This is a genomic window from Pseudomonas putida (assembly GCF_002025705.1).
Taxonomy (GTDB): Bacteria; Pseudomonadota; Gammaproteobacteria; order Pseudomonadales; family Pseudomonadaceae; genus Aquipseudomonas; species Aquipseudomonas putida_J.
On sequence record NZ_CP018846.1, the window covers coordinates 3,743,846 to 3,759,489 of the forward strand.

General features: G+C 58.6%; 10 protein-coding genes, 3 rRNA genes and 1 pseudogene. 4 read left to right on the forward strand and 10 right to left on the reverse strand.

The genetic code is table 11. From position 1 onward, the window contains the following. Window positions 1-142 precede the first annotated feature (142 nt). Window positions 143-1,111, reverse strand: a complete 969-nt coding sequence (speB, locus tag BUQ73_RS16960; protein ID WP_079228932.1) for an agmatinase — start codon at window positions 1,109-1,111, stop codon at window positions 143-145. Window positions 1,112-1,136: 25 nt separating this feature from the next. After that, a complete protein-coding gene (locus tag BUQ73_RS16965) occupies window positions 1,137-2,216 on the reverse strand; it encodes an extracellular solute-binding protein (RefSeq protein ID WP_079230578.1) in 1,080 nt (359 codons plus the stop codon). Between the two features lie 102 nt (window positions 2,217-2,318). On the opposite strand from BUQ73_RS16965, the gene BUQ73_RS16970 reads away from it, so the two are divergent. Then, on the forward strand, window positions 2,319-3,209 hold the full coding sequence (locus BUQ73_RS16970; RefSeq protein ID WP_079228933.1) for a LysR family transcriptional regulator: 891 nt from the start codon (window positions 2,319-2,321) through the stop codon (window positions 3,207-3,209). A gap of 104 nt (window positions 3,210-3,313) precedes the next feature. On the opposite strand, the gene BUQ73_RS16975 is transcribed toward BUQ73_RS16970, so the two are convergent. The 3 genes and pseudogenes from BUQ73_RS16975 to BUQ73_RS16985 form a co-directional block, all read right to left on the reverse strand. After that, window positions 3,314-5,737: a TonB-dependent siderophore receptor gene (locus tag BUQ73_RS16975; RefSeq protein ID WP_079228934.1), complete on the reverse strand. Its 2,424-nt coding sequence runs from the start codon at window positions 5,735-5,737 to the stop codon at window positions 3,314-3,316. A 129-nt stretch (window positions 5,738-5,866) separates the two neighbouring features. Beyond that, window positions 5,867-6,742, reverse strand: a complete 876-nt coding sequence (locus BUQ73_RS16980; RefSeq protein WP_237772713.1) for a FecR family protein — start codon at window positions 6,740-6,742, stop codon at window positions 5,867-5,869. Between the two features lie 4 nt (window positions 6,743-6,746). Further along, window positions 6,747-7,253 (reverse strand): annotated as a pseudogene (locus BUQ73_RS16985) (RNA polymerase sigma factor); the annotation flags it as partial. Window positions 7,254-7,389: 136 nt separating this feature from the next. Between BUQ73_RS16985 and BUQ73_RS16990 the strand changes: the two are divergent. After that, a complete protein-coding gene (locus BUQ73_RS16990) occupies window positions 7,390-7,878 on the forward strand; it encodes an LEA type 2 family protein (RefSeq protein WP_079228936.1) in 489 nt (162 codons plus the stop codon). A 9-nt stretch (window positions 7,879-7,887) separates the two neighbouring features. Here the strand turns inward: BUQ73_RS16990 and BUQ73_RS16995 are convergent, their stop codons facing one another. Next, complete coding sequence (locus BUQ73_RS16995; protein ID WP_027920628.1) at window positions 7,888-8,151, reverse strand: hypothetical protein; 264 nt, start codon at window positions 8,149-8,151, stop codon at window positions 7,888-7,890. Between the two features lie 129 nt (window positions 8,152-8,280). Between BUQ73_RS16995 and BUQ73_RS17000 the strand changes: the two genes are divergently transcribed. Then, window positions 8,281-8,601: a DUF883 family protein gene (locus BUQ73_RS17000; protein WP_027920629.1), complete on the forward strand. Its 321-nt coding sequence runs from the start codon at window positions 8,281-8,283 to the stop codon at window positions 8,599-8,601. Between the two features lie 3 nt (window positions 8,602-8,604). On the opposite strand, the gene BUQ73_RS17005 is transcribed toward BUQ73_RS17000, so the two are convergent. Next, window positions 8,605-9,222, reverse strand: a complete 618-nt coding sequence (locus BUQ73_RS17005; RefSeq protein WP_079228937.1) for a tRNA-(ms[2]io[6]A)-hydroxylase — start codon at window positions 9,220-9,222, stop codon at window positions 8,605-8,607. A 153-nt stretch (window positions 9,223-9,375) separates the two neighbouring features. On the opposite strand from BUQ73_RS17005, the gene BUQ73_RS17010 reads away from it, so the two are divergent. Next, window positions 9,376-10,239, forward strand: coding sequence for a universal stress protein (locus tag BUQ73_RS17010; protein WP_079228938.1), 864 nt, complete (start codon window positions 9,376-9,378; stop codon window positions 10,237-10,239). 66 nt (window positions 10,240-10,305) lie between these two features. On the opposite strand, the gene rrf is transcribed toward BUQ73_RS17010, so the two are convergent. From rrf to BUQ73_RS17025, 3 genes are all read right to left on the reverse strand, one after another. Beyond that, window positions 10,306-10,421, reverse strand: a 5S ribosomal RNA gene (gene rrf, locus BUQ73_RS17015). A gap of 138 nt (window positions 10,422-10,559) precedes the next feature. Then, window positions 10,560-13,452, reverse strand: a 23S ribosomal RNA gene (locus BUQ73_RS17020). Window positions 13,453-13,741: 289 nt separating this feature from the next. Continuing rightward, window positions 13,742-15,278 (reverse strand): 16S ribosomal RNA (locus tag BUQ73_RS17025). Together the 16S, 23S and 5S rRNA genes form the textbook arrangement of a ribosomal RNA operon. Between the last annotated feature and the right edge of the window lie 366 nt (window positions 15,279-15,644).

The window sequence follows — 15,644 nt, forward strand, 5'->3', positions numbered from 1 at the left end:
TTCACCTCTGTACGAAAAGCGCGCCTTGTGCGTTTGGATAGCCTAAGGCGCGAAGGGTTCGCGGCAAAAGTGTGAATGCGATTCCTGATGTTTCAGTATGAGCCTGATGGCGTTGGCCATCAGGCTCGCCGATCACCGGGCATTAGTGGCCTTGCACTGCGTCGACCTTGTGCCGCGCCGCGTACAGGCACAGCATCTCCATGGCCAGGGTGGCCCCGGCCAGCGCAGTAATATCGGCATGGTCATAGGCCGGTGCCACCTCCACCAGGTCCATGCCCACCAGGTTGATACCACGCAGGCCACCCAGGATTTCCAGTGCCTGCACCGTGCTCAAGCCGCCGCATACCGGGGTGCCAGTGCCGGGCGCGTAGGCCGGGTCGAGGCAATCGATGTCGAAGGTCAGGTACACCGGCCGGTCCCCGACCCGCTGGCGGATCGCCGCGATGATCGCCTCGGTACCTTGGCGATGCACTTGCCGGGCATCGAGAATGGCGAAACCCTGGCTGTCGTCATTGGTGGTACGCAGGCCAACTTGTACCGAGCAGGACGGATCGACCAGCCCTTCGCGTGCGGCATGCCAGAACATGGTGCCATGGTCGATACGCCCCTCTTCGTCCGGCCACGTGTCGCTGTGCGCATCGAAATGGATCAGCGCCAGCGGGCCATGGCGGCGGGCATGGGCCTTGAGCAGCGGGTAGCTGATGAAATGGTCGCCGCCCAGGGTGAGCATGGCGCAACCAGCTTCAAGAATATGCTCGGCGTGGGCCTGGATGCTGCCCGGTACCGACTGCGGCGTGCCGCTGTCGAAGGCACAGTCGCCGTAGTCGATCACGGCCAGGTGGTCGAATGGGTCGAACGCCCAGGGCCAGTGGCGCGCCCAGGCCTGCTGCACCGAGGCAGCGCGGATCGCGCGCGGGCCAAAGCGTGCGCCAGGGCGGTTGCTGGTGGCGGTGTCGAACGGCACTCCGCTCACCACCACATCCACCCCACGCAGGTCGCGGCTATAACGGCGCCGAGAAAAACTGGTGATGCCGGCGTAGGTACTTTCCGCTGCGGTACCGTACAGGCTGTCGCGGGTCATGGCCTGGTCGTTGTTCTGGGCTTGTTCCACGGTTGGGCTCCTTTGTGGTTATTGGTCACTGGCGGCTGCGGAACGCCGTCCACAGCCGGTTGCGCTGGCGCAGGTCGGACAGCGCCATGCTGCGGTCGGCATACAACCGCCCACGCACCTCGGCAGGTGGGTAGATATCCGGGTCGTTGCGCACGACGTCATCGACCAGAGGCGTCGCTGCCTGGTTGGCATTGGCGAAGAACAGCGTATTGGTCAGCGCTGCCACCGACTCTGGCTTGAGCATGAAGGCGATGAAGGCTCGGGCGGCTTGCGGGTGCGGGGCATCCTTGGGAATGACCAGGTTGTCCTGCCAGACCAGCGTGCCTTCACGGGGGATGCGGTAGATCAGCTCGAACGGCTTGCCGGCGCGGCGAGCCTGGTCGGCGGCCATGGCAGCATCGCCATTGTAGGTCAGCGCCAGGCATACGCTGCCGTTGGCCAGGTCGCTGATCTGCCGGCCATTTGCGACATAGCTGATCGACGGTTGCAGCTGGTTCAGCAAGTTCTGCGCGGCGTTGAGATCTGCCTTGTCCTGGCTGTACGGGTCCTTGCCCAGGTAGTTGAGCGCGACACCGATCACTTCCTGCGGCGAGTCCGGCATGGCGATGCCGCACTCCTTCAGGCGGCTGGCATACTCGGGCTTGAACAACAGGTCGAGGCTGTCCAGCGGCACATCGCCCAGGCGCTGGCGCACCGCCTCGACATTCACCCCCAGGCCCAGGGTGCCCCAGGTGTAGGGCACGGCGTAGCGGTTGCCAGGGTCGGTCTCGGCCAGCTTGGCCAGCAGGTCCTTGTCGAGGTTGGCGTAACCGGGCATGCCTTGCGCATCGAGCGGTTGCAAGGCATTGGCCTTGAGCGCCCGGGCCAGCACGGTGGCCGATGGCACCACCACGTCGTAGCCGCTGCGGCCGGTGAGCAGCTTGGTTTCGAGTACTTCGGTAGTGTCGAAGGTGTCGTAGCGCACCTTGTAGCCGGTTTCCTGTTCGAAGCGCTTGAGCGTTTCCGGGGCGACGTAGTCGGCCCAGCTGTAAAGATTGACGACCTTTTCTTCGGCCTGCAGTGGCAGGGCCAGAATCAGGGACAACAGGCACAACGATCGACGCATGACGGACACCTCGGCAAATGGGTGGATGCCGCCAGCATGCCAGCCGGGTAACATTGCAAGAATGGCAAGTTTGCAAAGCTGACATTCTTCAGGAGCAATGTGATGCTCGGACAACTGCACGACCCTGACCTGCACCTGCTGCGGCTGTTCGTCACTGTAGTAGAGGCCGGCGGTTTCAGTGCCGCCCAGGGCGTGCTGGGCTTGAGCCAGCCCACCATCAGCCAGCGCATGGCGCAACTGGAAACGCGGCTCGGCTATCGCCTGTGCAGCCGCGGCAAGAGCGGCTTTCGCCTGACCGACAAAGGCGAGCTGCTGCTGGAGGCGGCACGTGGCCTGCTGCTGAACATCGAGCTGTTTCGCCAACAGGCCAACGGCGTGGCCGGGCGCCTGTTGGGGACGGTACGGGTGGGCATGGCGGAGAACCAGGATGCGGCCGTGAGCCTGCGCCTGGCGATGGCCATTTCACGTTTTCGCCAACGTCAAGAATCAGTGCAACTGGAGCTCATCAGTGCGCCTCCGGCAGAGCTGGAGCGGCTATTGCTGGAGCAACGGCTGGATTTCGCCATCAGCTACTTTTCCGGCAACCAGGCGGCGTTCGACTATCAACCTTTGTTCGAGGAGCGCCAGCGTTTGTACTGTGCCAAGGGGCATGCGCTGTTCGATGCAGTCGAGGTGACGCTTGAGCAGTTGCTGGAGGCGGATCAGGTACGTCATCCGTATCGCTTTCTCAAGGGCGGCGAGCCGTTTCAGAGCCGACGCAGCATGGCGGTGGCGGAGCAGATCGAAAGCGTGCTGACGCTCATTCTGTCGGGGCGGCACATTGGTTATCTGCCGTGCCACTGCGCGGCGAGCTGGGAGGTTCAGGGGATGTTGCGAGCGCTGGATCCGGGGCTGGATTTTGTGGTGCCATTCACCTTGGCCCGGCATCGGGGACAGGTAGCTGGGGAGGCCCAGGCGGCATTCATGGATGATTTGCTGGTGGCGTTTGCCTGAATCGGCCTCTTCGCGGGCAAGCCCGCTCCCACAGGGATCGCGCAAGGCTTGAGGGTTGGCCAGTACCTATGGGAGCGGGCCCTCCTGCAAAGAGGCCGGAGCATTCAGTAGGCCATGCTCCAGGTCAGAGTGTAGGTACGGCCCCGGCCCTGGTAGTCATACAGATAGGCCGGGCCATAGGTCGGCGAATAGAACAGCGTGGCCCGCTGCCCCCAGACCGTGCTGTACTGCTTGTCCAGCAAGTTCTGGATCCCCGCGCTGAAGGTACCAAAACCGGTGTCCTGGCTCCCCAACAGGTCAAACGTGGTGTAACCGTCGATCTCATGGTCGGCATCATCCTTCAGGCTGAAGGCATGGTTGGCCTGCAGCCGCGCACTGCGGCCATCGCCCTTCCAGCCGACGAACGCAGTGGCCTTGGACAGCGAGGCATAGCGGGCATCACGCTTGATCCAGTCGCCATCGGCGCCTTCTTCCTCGGAACGGGTCAGGTGCACGGTACCGCCTGCTTCCCAACCCGTCTGGAAGTGGCGGGTCAGCGCGCCCTCGAAGCCGAAGTCGCGGCTCTTCTGGTCTTCGACGTTGATGGTCAGGGTTTGCGAATCGACGTTGATGATCTTGTCCGACCAGATGTAGTACAGCGCCGCTTGCGCGTCCCAATCCAGGTCGGCATAGCGCCAGCCCAGTTCGACCTGGCGGCTCTTGATGCCAGCCAGCGGGTTGTCCGCCACGCTCAGCCCAGGCTTGCCGTAGTACTTGGCCGGGTCCGGCAGGTCGAAACCTTCGCCATAGTTGGTCCACACCTGGTGGCCGTTCTTGAAGTCGTAGATGGCGCCGATGTTGTACAGGTTGACCTCATAGTCGTTGCTGCCACCGGGCACGCCCTTGAAATCACTGACATCCACGTCCATCTGCTGGCGCCGGGCGCCGCCGGACAGGGTCAGGTTTTCAGTAGCGTGCCAGTCGAGCTGGGCGTAGACCGAAACACCGTCGACCCGGTAACTGGGGTAACGCGGCGCCTTGCTCTCCCTTTCAAGGTCCAGCCCGCCGCTCTCGGATGAAGTCAGGGCATCGAAGGTGGTCTGGTCGGCATTGAAGCGCTCGCGATCCAGGTCGACGCCATAGGTCAGCTTGAGGGTGTCCCACTGCTTGGCGAACAGCCCCTTGAGGCTGGTGACCTCGAAATTCTGCTGCGAGGCGGCAAAGTACACACCGCGCGAGCCGGTCGGCGTGGCTCGGTTGTAGTACGGGAACGGGTAGAAATTGTCGTCTTCCTTGCGGTACGAGGCCTGCAGGTAGAAGTCCTGGCCCAGCACATCGGTGTGGTGGTAGTTGGCGTTGAGCAGCAGGCGCCGGGTGCGTGGCTCCAGGTCCGAGGAATAGCCGCCGCGCAGTTCGGCGTCCTCCAGGTCGGAAGGAGCGTTGTAGTTCAGGTTGGGGAAGTTGATACCCGTGCTGCCGTGGTTGCCGGAATCGTAGTACTGGGCCAGCAGGTCGAGGCTTTGTTCATCGGTGAGCTTCAGGCCGAGAGTGCCCAGTACATCGAGGGTGCGGTTGTACTGCAGGTCGGTCTGGGTGTTGTCGATGAAGATCTGCTCGCCCGCACCGTCGTAGAAGGCTTCGTTCTGCTCGCCAGAAATCCCCAGGCGCGCATTGACCCGGTCGTTGCCGCCACTGATCGACTGGGCGAAGCGCGTGGCCAGGTCGTCGCTGTTGTTGAAGCCACTGCTGGCACCGAGCTGGGTTTCGAAGCGTGCCGGGCCCGGTTCGCCCTTCTTGGTAACGATGTTGATGATGCCGCCGGTGGCACCGCCGCCGTAAATGGCGCTGGCGCCGGAGAGCACCTCGACACGTTCGACGTTGAACGGCGAAATGCTGTCGAACTGGCGTGACAGCCCACGCGAGCTGTTCTGGCTGACACCGTCGATCATCACCAGCACATTGCGCCCACGCATGTTCTGGCCATAGTTGGTGCGCCCTTCGGGCGCAAGGTCCAGGCCCGGCACCAGCTTGCCTATGGCTTCCTTGAGGCTGACCCCACTGTCGATCTGTTCGCGCAGCTGCTGTTGGTCCACCACCCACACCGTACCGGGGATTTCGCTGATGGCGGTGCTGGTGCGCGAGGCAACGCTGACTTCGATAGGCTTGAGGTTGACCGCCTGCCCTGCTGGCCCGGCCTTGCGCAGGGTAACCGTGCGGGCATCGCTGAACTGCCATGCCATGTCACTGCCGGCCAGCAGCAGCTGCAGCGCCTGTTCGATGCTGTAGCTGCCTTGCAGCGCCGGGCTGCTCAGGCCTGCTACATCACCTGTGGTGTACAGCAGGTGCAGGCCGGCCTGGTCGGCAAATGCAGTCAGGGCCTGATCGAGGGGTTGTGCCGGCAGGTCCAGTTGAACCTGGCGGGCCTGCATGTGTGCCTGCGTATCTGGGGCGGCCCATGCTTGCATTGGGCCGGCAAGAACTGCCAGGGCGCTGCAAGACATCAAGGCATGGTGTAGGCGACCGCCGCGACGGTGGGTAGGCTTGGGCAAAAGAGGCACGAATGAGCTTCCAGACAAGTCGTAATTGAGAATGGGTTGCTGATCAGTCCCACTACGACGATCTGGCTTGCATGAACTTGCAGTGCCAAATGAAAAATATTTCGATTATTTTTTACAGGATCAATGCACCACTGCCAGCCACGGCAGATAAGTGACCTTGAGGCCGTAACGCTGCTCCAACGTGCGCAGCAGGGCCTGCGGATCGTTCAGGTCGAACACGCCGCTGACCTCGAGTGCGGCGAGCTTGTTGTCGGAGAGCAGGATACGGCCGTGCTGGTAGCGCTCGAGTTCGGCCAGTACCTGGCGCAGCGGTTTGCCATTGAAGATCAGCTTGCCGCGCTGCCAGGCTGTCTGCGCGCCGGCGTCGGCGGCGATAGCCAGGTTGTGCGCACCGACCCAGGCTTCACCTTTGGCCAGCACCACATGGCCGTCACGGCGCACGCTGAAGGTGGCCGCACTGCCCTGCACAGCCTCACCGGCGGTTTCGACCACGAAAGGGCGCGGATCATCAGCGGTTTCGAACAACGCCTCGCCTGCCTGCAGCGTCACCCTGCGTTCGCTGGCGCTGAAGGCCACCTTCAGGGCACTGCCGCTGTTGAGCACTACCCGCGAACCATCTGCCAGGGTAACGCGCTGCTGCTCACCAATGCCCGTGTGATAGTCCGCCAGCCACACCGGCACGTTTTGCCAGCTGCTGTAGCCTGCCACCAGCAGCACCAGTGAGGCGGCGATGCCCGATGCCCAGCGCCACTTGCTGCGCCGCGCAGGCGCTGCCTGGAACACTTGGGCAGTCGGCGTATGGCCAAGATCCTGCCACAGCGCTTCGGCCTCCCGCGCCGCTTGCGCATGTGCCGGGCTCAGCTGGCACCAGCACTGGTAACCGGCCCGGTCACTTGCGCTGGCATGGCCCGAGTGCAGCAGCACCTGCCAGTCGAGGGCATCGTCGGACAAGTCGCTGATGGGGTGGGGAGCGTGCATGGTCGAAGTTTCAGTCATGGTTGTGCTTGAGCCAGTCGCGGCAATGGCGCAGGGCCTGGCCGATGTATTTTGCCACCATGCTCTCGGAAACGCCCAGTCGTTGTGCAATCTGCGCCTGGGTCAGGCCTTCGACCCGATTGAGCAGCAGCGCCTGACGCGCATTGCTGGACAACTGCAGCAGGGCCTCGTCGAGTATCTGCAGCCGCTCGCGGGCCAGCAATGTTGCCTCCGGGGCGGGCGCCGGGCAGGCAACCTCCCCTGCACCTTCGCTGTCTTCATGGCTGGCGGCGATACGCTGCTCGCGGCGCAGCGCATCAATGGCCAGGTTGCCAGCCACACGGAAGATGAAGCTGCGCGCATGCAGCACCGGCACCGCTTGCTCATCGATCTTCACCAGCTTCAGGTACGTCTCCTGGGCCACGTCGGCGGCACGCTGCCGGTCGTTCATGCGCCGGGTAAGAAACTGCAGAAGGTCGTCGTAGTGCTCCTGGAAACTCGCCAGCAGACCGGACACGGGAGACGTCAGCATTGGGTAGAAGCACTGCCAGTAAGAGGAATTGTCGGGCGTTAATGAGAAACAGTATCTTTCATTAGGCCCGACACTTTCAACGCTGCCGTGCATTTGCCACACTGCAGTCTCAACTTCGCCGGCAAGGTCCTTCTCCATGGTTGCCCATTTGCGCCGCTACGTTCGTTTGCTTCTGGTCCTGCTACTGGCAGGCGGGCTGAACGCCTGCGCGCTGTTTCAGGCCAGCGACCCGCTCAACATCAGTGTGATCGGCATCGAGCCACTGCCGGGGCAGGAGCTGGAAATGCGCATGGCGGTGAAGATGCGGGTGCAAAACCCCAACGAATCGGCCATCGATTACAACGGTGTAGCGCTGAATCTGGAGGTCAACGGCCAACCACTGGCAGCTGGGGTCAGTGACCAGAGAGGGCACATCGGCCGCTACGACGAAGCCGTGATTGTGGTACCGGTAAGCATCACGGCGTTCGCCTTCCTGCGTCAGGCCTATGGCCTGGGCAAGCTCGATTCGCTGCAAGGGATGCCTTACAAGCTGCGCGGCAAATTGGCCGGAGGGACCCTGGGCACGGTGCGCTTCAGCGACGAGGGCAAGCTGGACCTGCCCAAGGATGGCAGCCTGTATTGGTGAGGCGCCGGATCAGCGGTTGGCGCTGGCTGCGGCCATCATCTTGTTGACTTCGCTGCGCACCATGTTGGCGTACTCTGGAGGCGACATGCCCTCCAGTTCGGCACGTACCCATTCTGCCCACTTGCCTTTGCGCCGTGATTTTTCCGAAATCAGCCGCGCAGCTTCGCCCTTGGCCTTGCCCAGGTTGTTCTGCCACATCTCGAACAGCCGGGCCTTTTCTGCCTCGATCTGCGCCCGTTCCTCGAAGCTCATGTTGGCCAGATTGAAACTCATGAAGGTACCTGCCTGTTGAAAATGGCCGCTATCTTACACCGTGGCGTCGCATCATCGGCAAAGCCGTCGCAACTTTCCCGGCGCGCAGGCATCCATTGTTCAAACCACCCCATCAACGAGGACGTGTTCATGGCCCGTAAAAACGCCGCACTGGCCGACAGTGATCAGATCAAGGACCAAATGTTCAGTGAACTGCAGGCATTGATCGAAGAATCGGAAAAGCTGCTCGATGAAAGCGCCGCTCTGGTTGGCGAAGAAGCCGAGACCCTGCGTGCGCAGGTCAGTCTGAAACTGCGTCAGGCACGCCAGGCCGCCGGCCAGGTACGTGCCAAGGCGCAACCGGTGGTCGATGCCACCCAGGACTACATCGGCGGCCACCCATGGCAGACTGTGGCGGTGTCCGCGGGCTTCGGCCTGGTGATCGGCCTGCTGCTGGGGCGCCGCTACTGAGTGTCAGGCGGCCTGCACCATCGGGATACCGCTGTGGAAACGCAGCTCCTGGTCCGGTGACTGGATCAGTTCGGCTTCAGCTTCACGCACCACGGTGACGCGGCGGGCGATGTCCGCCTCGTCACCATACTGGTGGGCCAGTTTCAGGTAGCCCTGGTAGTGGCGTGCTTCGCTTTTCAGCAAGCCGTGATAGAACGTGCCAAGTTCTTCATCAAGGTGTGGCACCAGGGCCGCGAAGCGCTCGCAACTGCGGGCTTCGATGAATGCCCCGACCACCAGTGTATCCACCAGTTTCACCGGCTCGTGGGCCCGCACCAGGCGACGCAAGCCCGACGCATAGCGCCCCGCCGACACCGGCCGCAGCGGCACGCCGCGGCGCTTCATCAGGCGCAGAACCTGCTCGTGGTGCACCAGCTCTTCACGGGCCAGGCGCGACATCATGTTGATCAGGTCCAGGTGGGTGTTGTACTTGGCGATCAGGCTGAGGGCGGTGCTGGCTGCCTTGAACTCGCAGTTCTTGTGGTCGATCAACAGGGTTTCCTGGTCGGCGAGTGCCGCTTCGATCCAGGCATCAGGGGTCGGGCAGCCGAGGAAGGCATCGATTTCGGGGATCAGGGACATAAGCGAACAACCACACTGGACAGGCAAGACCGGCGATTATACCGACGGCGACGGGTAGCACCAGTGACTATGCTTGATGTACATCAAGCGGCGACGCGAGGGGCGCCGACTATAGTCAGGCATTGCTCGCCACCTTTGAAGGGAGTTCACGCCATGCAAGCCGTTCGCAGCATCCTCGTCGTCCTTGACCCCGACCATGCCCATAGCCGTGCACTCACCCGGGCCAAGCTGATTGCCGGCGTGACCGGTGCACGTCTGCACCTGTTGATGTGTGACAAGCGGCATGACCATAGCGCGTTGCTGAGCCTGCTCAGCAGCCAGCTGCATGATGATGGTTATGACAACGTGACCCATGAACAGAAGTGGAAGGAGAGCCTGCACGAGTCGATCATCTATGTGCAGCAGGCCGAGGGTTGTGAGCTGGTCATCAAGGAGCATCGCCCGGACAACCCCTTGAAGAAGGCCTTGCTGACCCCGAACGATTGGAAGTTGTTGCGCCAGTGCCCTTGTGCGGTATTGATGGTCAAGAGCGAGCGGCCATGGACAGGTGGCGTGATCCTCGCAGCGGTGGATGTGGGGAACCAGGACGAAGATCATCGTCGGCTGCATACCAGCATCATCGACCATGGTTATGCCATTGCCGGGTTGGCCAAAGGCGACCTGCACGTGATCAGTGCACACCCCTCCCCCATGCTGTCTGCGTCTGATCCTGTCTACCAACTGAGCGAGACCATCGAAAAGCGCTACCGGGAAGCCTGCAGCGCGTTCCAGGCTGAATTCGATATCAGTGAAGATCGCCTGCATGTCGCGGAAGGGCCGGCGGATGTGCTGATCCCCCATTTCGAGAAGCAGCTTGATGCCGTGGTCACGGTCATGGGCACGGTCGCTCGCACCGGGATTTCCGGGGCACTGATCGGCAATACCTCGGAAGTCGTACTGGACGTCCTGGAAGGCGACGTGCTGGTGCTCAAGAGCGAAGAAGCTACAGCTCACCTGGCGGAACTTGCCCGGGGTTGATGTTTTTTCGGCCCGCAAAGACAAAACCCCTACCTGCATACGCAGATAGGGGTTTTGCGAAATGAATCTTGACGATGACCTACTCTCACATGGGGAAACCCCACACTACCATCGGCGATGCATCGTTTCACTGCTGAGTTCGGGATGGGATCAGGTGGTTCCAATGCTCTATGGTCGTCAAGAAATTCTGTAGCCAGAATGTCCAGATGGACAGCCCAGCGAATCCGGATATGTGATGTTGTGGTTCGTTGCGAACTTTCGGTTCGTATCATCTTCACCACCACAATTTGGCGCTTACGCTCAAATTGCTTGGGTGTTATATGGTCAAGCCTCACGGGCAATTAGTATTGGTTAGCTCAACGCCTCACAGCGCTTACACACCCAACCTATCAACGTCGTAGTCTTCGACGGCCCTTTAGGGAACTCAAGGTTCCAGTGAGATCTCATCTTGAGGCAAGTTTCCCGCTTAGATGCTTTCAGCGGTTATCTCTTCCGAACATAGCTACCCGGCAATGCCACTGGCGTGACAACCGGAACACCAGAGGTTCGTCCACTCCGGTCCTCTCGTACTAGGAGCAGCCCCTCTCAAATCTCAAACGTCCACGGCAGATAGGGACCGAACTGTCTCACGACGTTCTAAACCCAGCTCGCGTACCACTTTAAATGGCGAACAGCCATACCCTTGGGACCGGCTTCAGCCCCAGGATGTGATGAGCCGACATCGAGGTGCCAAACACCGCCGTCGATATGAACTCTTGGGCGGTATCAGCCTGTTATCCCCGGAGTACCTTTTATCCGTTGAGCGATGGCCCTTCCATACAGAACCACCGGATCACTAAGACCTACTTTCGTACCTGCTCGACGTGTTTGTCTCGCAGTCAAGCGCGCTTTTGCCTTTATACTCTACGACCGATTTCCGACCGGTCTGAGCGCACCTTCGTACTCCTCCGTTACTCTTTGGGAGGAGACCGCCCCAGTCAAACTACCCACCATACACTGTCCTCGATCCGGATAACGGACCTGAGTTAGAACCTCAAAGTTGCCAGGGTGGTATTTCAAGGATGGCTCCATGAGAACTGGCGTCCCCACTTCAAAGCCTCCCACCTATCCTACACAAGCAAATTCAAAGTCCAGTGCAAAGCTATAGTAAAGGTTCACGGGGTCTTTCCGTCTAGCCGCGGATACACTGCATCTTCACAGCGATTTCAATTTCACTGAGTCTCGGGTGGAGACAGCGCCGCCATCGTTACGCCATTCGTGCAGGTCGGAACTTACCCGACAAGGAATTTCGCTACCTTAGGACCGTTATAGTTACGGCCGCCGTTTACCGGGGCTTCGATCAAGAGCTTCGCTTGCGCTAACCCCATCAATTAACCTTCCGGCACCGGGCAGGCGTCACACCCTATACGTCCACTTTCGTGTTTGCAGAGTGCTGTGTTTTTAATAAACAGTCGCAGCGGCCTGGTATCTTCGACCGGCATGGGCTTACGGAGCAAGTCCTTAACCCTCGCCGGCGCACCTTCTCCCGAAGTTACGGTGCCATTTTGCCTAGTTCCTTCACCCGAGTTCTCTCAAGCGCCTTGGTATTCTCTACCTAACCACCTGTGTCGGTTTGGGGTACGGTTCCCAGTTATCTGAAGCTTAGGAGCTTTTCTTGGAAGCATGGCATCAACCACTTCGCGCTCTAATGAGCACTCGTCATCAGCTCTCGGCCTTAAGATCCCGGATTTGCCTAAGATCTCAGCCTACCACCTTAAACTTGGACAACCAACGCCAAGCTGGCCTAGCCTTCTCCGTCCCTCCATCGCAATAACTGGAAGTACAGGAATATTAACCTGTTTTCCATCGACTACGCTTTTCAGCCTCGCCTTAGGGACCGACTAACCCTGCGTCGATTAACGTTGCGCAGGAAACCTTGGTCTTTCGGCGTGCGAGTTTTTCACTCGCATTGTCGTTACTCATGTCAGCATTCGCACTTCTGATACCTCCAGCAAGCTTCTCAACTCACCTTCACAGGCTTACAGAACGCTCCTCTACCGCATCACCTAAAGGTGATACCCGTAGCTTCGGTGCATGGTTTGAGCCCCGTTACATCTTCCGCGCAGGCCGACTCGACTAGTGAGCTATTACGCTTTCTTTAAAGGGTGGCTGCTTCTAAGCCAACCTCCTAGCTGTCTAAGCCTTCCCACATCGTTTCCCACTTAACCATGACTTTGGGACCTTAGCTGACGGTCTGGGTTGTTTCCCTTTTCACGACGGACGTTAGCACCCGCCGTGTGTCTCCCATGCTCGGCACTTGTAGGTATTCGGAGTTTGCATCGGTTTGGTAAGTCGGGATGACCCCCTAGCCGAAACAGTGCTCTACCCCCTACAGTGATACATGAGGCGCTACCTAAATAGCTTTCGAGGAGAACCAGCTATCTCCGAGCTTGATTAGCCTTTCACTCCGATCCACAGGTCATCCGCTAACTTTTCAACGGTAGTCGGTTCGGTCCTCCAGTCAGTGTTACCTAACCTTCAACCTGCCCATGGATAGATCGCCCGGTTTCGGGTCTATACCCAGCGACTAAACGCCCTATTAAGACTCGCTTTCGCTACGCCTCCCCTATTCGGTTAAGCTCGCCACTGAATATAAGTCGCTGACCCATTATACAAAAGGTACGCAGTCACCTAACAAAGTAGGCTCCCACTGCTTGTACGCATACGGTTTCAGGTTCTATTTCACTCCCCTCTCCGGGGTTCTTTTCGCCTTTCCCTCACGGTACTGGTTCACTATCGGTCAGTCAGTAGTATTTAGCCTTGGAGGATGGTCCCCCCATGTTCAGACAAAGTTTCTCGTGCTCCGTCCTACTCGATTTCATTGATAAGAGATTTTCGTGTACGGGGCTATCACCCACTATGGCCGCACTTTCCAGAGCGTTCCACTAATCTCAAACCAACTTAAGGGCTGGTCCCCGTTCGCTCGCCACTACTAAGGGAATCTCGGTTGATTTCTTTTCCTCAGGGTACTTAGATGTTTCAGTTCCCCTGGTTCGCCTCTTGCACCTATGTATTCAGTACAAGATACTCAGCTTATGCTGAGTGGGTTCCCCCATTCAGAGATCTCTGGATCACAGTCTGTTTGCCGACTCCCCAAAGCTTATCGCAGGCTACCACGTCTTTCATCGCCTCTGACTGCCAAGGCATCCACCGTATGCGCTTCTTCACTTGACCATATAACCCCAAGCAATCTGGTTATACTGTGAAGACGACATTCGCCGAAAATTCGCACGTCGCTCTTTCGAGCAGAACTCACAAATTTTACCTTAGCCTGATCCACCAGCAGTGAAACTGGTGTTCAGTCTATATCTATCACATATCCGAATTTTTAAAGAACGGTCTGACAAAAGTCAGAAATCAACATTCGACCTGAATGCTCATTTCTGAGTTCTGATCAAGTGCCTCTTCAACCATGAATCAAGCAATTCGTGTGGGAGCTCATCAGCAGGCTGATGTCGTCGATTAAGGAGGTGATCCAGCCGCAGGTTCCCCTACGGCTACCTTGTTACGACTTCACCCCAGTCATGAATCACACCGTGGTAACCGTCCTCCCGAAGGTTAGACTAGCTACTTCTGGTGCAACCCACTCCCATGGTGTGACGGGCGGTGTGTACAAGGCCCGGGAACGTATTCACCGCGACATTCTGATTCGCGATTACTAGCGATTCCGACTTCACGCAGTCGAGTTGCAGACTGCGATCCGGACTACGATCGGTTTTGTGAGATTAGCTCCACCTCGCGGCTTGGCAACCCTCTGTACCGACCATTGTAGCACGTGTGTAGCCCAGGCCGTAAGGGCCATGATGACTTGACGTCATCCCCACCTTCCTCCGGTTTGTCACCGGCAGTCTCCTTAGAGTGCCCACCATTACGTGCTGGTAACTAAGGACAAGGGTTGCGCTCGTTACGGGACTTAACCCAACATCTCACGACACGAGCTGACGACAGCCATGCAGCACCTGTGTCAGAGTTCCCGAAGGCACCAATCCATCTCTGGAAAGTTCTCTGCATGTCAAGGCCTGGTAAGGTTCTTCGCGTTGCTTCGAATTAAACCACATGCTCCACCGCTTGTGCGGGCCCCCGTCAATTCATTTGAGTTTTAACCTTGCGGCCGTACTCCCCAGGCGGTCAACTTAATGCGTTAGCTGCGCCACTAAAATCTCAAGGATTCCAACGGCTAGTTGACATCGTTTACGGCGTGGACTACCAGGGTATCTAATCCTGTTTGCTCCCCACGCTTTCGCACCTCAGTGTCAGTATCAGTCCAGGTGGTCGCCTTCGCCACTGGTGTTCCTTCCTATATCTACGCATTTCACCGCTACACAGGAAATTCCACCACCCTCTACCGTACTCTAGCTTGCCAGTTTTGGATGCAGTTCCCAGGTTGAGCCCGGGGCTTTCACATCCAACTTAACAAACCACCTACGCGCGCTTTACGCCCAGTAATTCCGATTAACGCTTGCACCCTCTGTATTACCGCGGCTGCTGGCACAGAGTTAGCCGGTGCTTATTCTGTCGGTAACGTCAAAACAGCAAGGTATTAACTTACTGCCCTTCCTCCCAACTTAAAGTGCTTTACAATCCGAAGACCTTCTTCACACACGCGGCATGGCTGGATCAGGCTTTCGCCCATTGTCCAATATTCCCCACTGCTGCCTCCCGTAGGAGTCTGGACCGTGTCTCAGTTCCAGTGTGACTGATCATCCTCTCAGACCAGTTACGGATCGTCGCCTTGGTGAGCCATTACCTCACCAACTAGCTAATCCGACCTAGGCTCATCTGATAGCGCAAGGCCCGAAGGTCCCCTGCTTTCTCCCGTAGGACGTATGCGGTATTAGCGTTCCTTTCGAAACGTTGTCCCCCACTACCAGGCAGATTCCTAGGCATTACTCACCCGTCCGCCGCTGAATCAAGGAGCAAGCTCCCGTCATCCGCTCGACTTGCATGTGTTAGGCCTGCCGCCAGCGTTCAATCTGAGCCATGATCAAACTCTTCAGTTCAATACTGCTTGGGTCTTTAAGAAACCCTAAACTTGGCTCAGCAATCTCAAATGACTATGTGATTTCTCGCATGGCCACTTGTGATGCTGATAATCTTTGTGACTATCAGTCCGTACTCACAAGCACCCACACGAATTGCTTGATTCGATTTGTTAAAGAGCGTTTGGTTAAGAGCTTTTCGTCTCAACCGAGGCGCGCATTCTACGCTTTCCTCAGAGCCTGTCAAGCGTTTATTTCGAAGTTTTTTGCGAGAAACTCGTTTAGCTTCAAACACTTGGCTCGCTGCGATCTCTCGTAGCGGGAGGCGAATAATACAGCGTTTAAAACCGCTGTCAACCTTCATCTCAACCGCTATCGATCATTCGA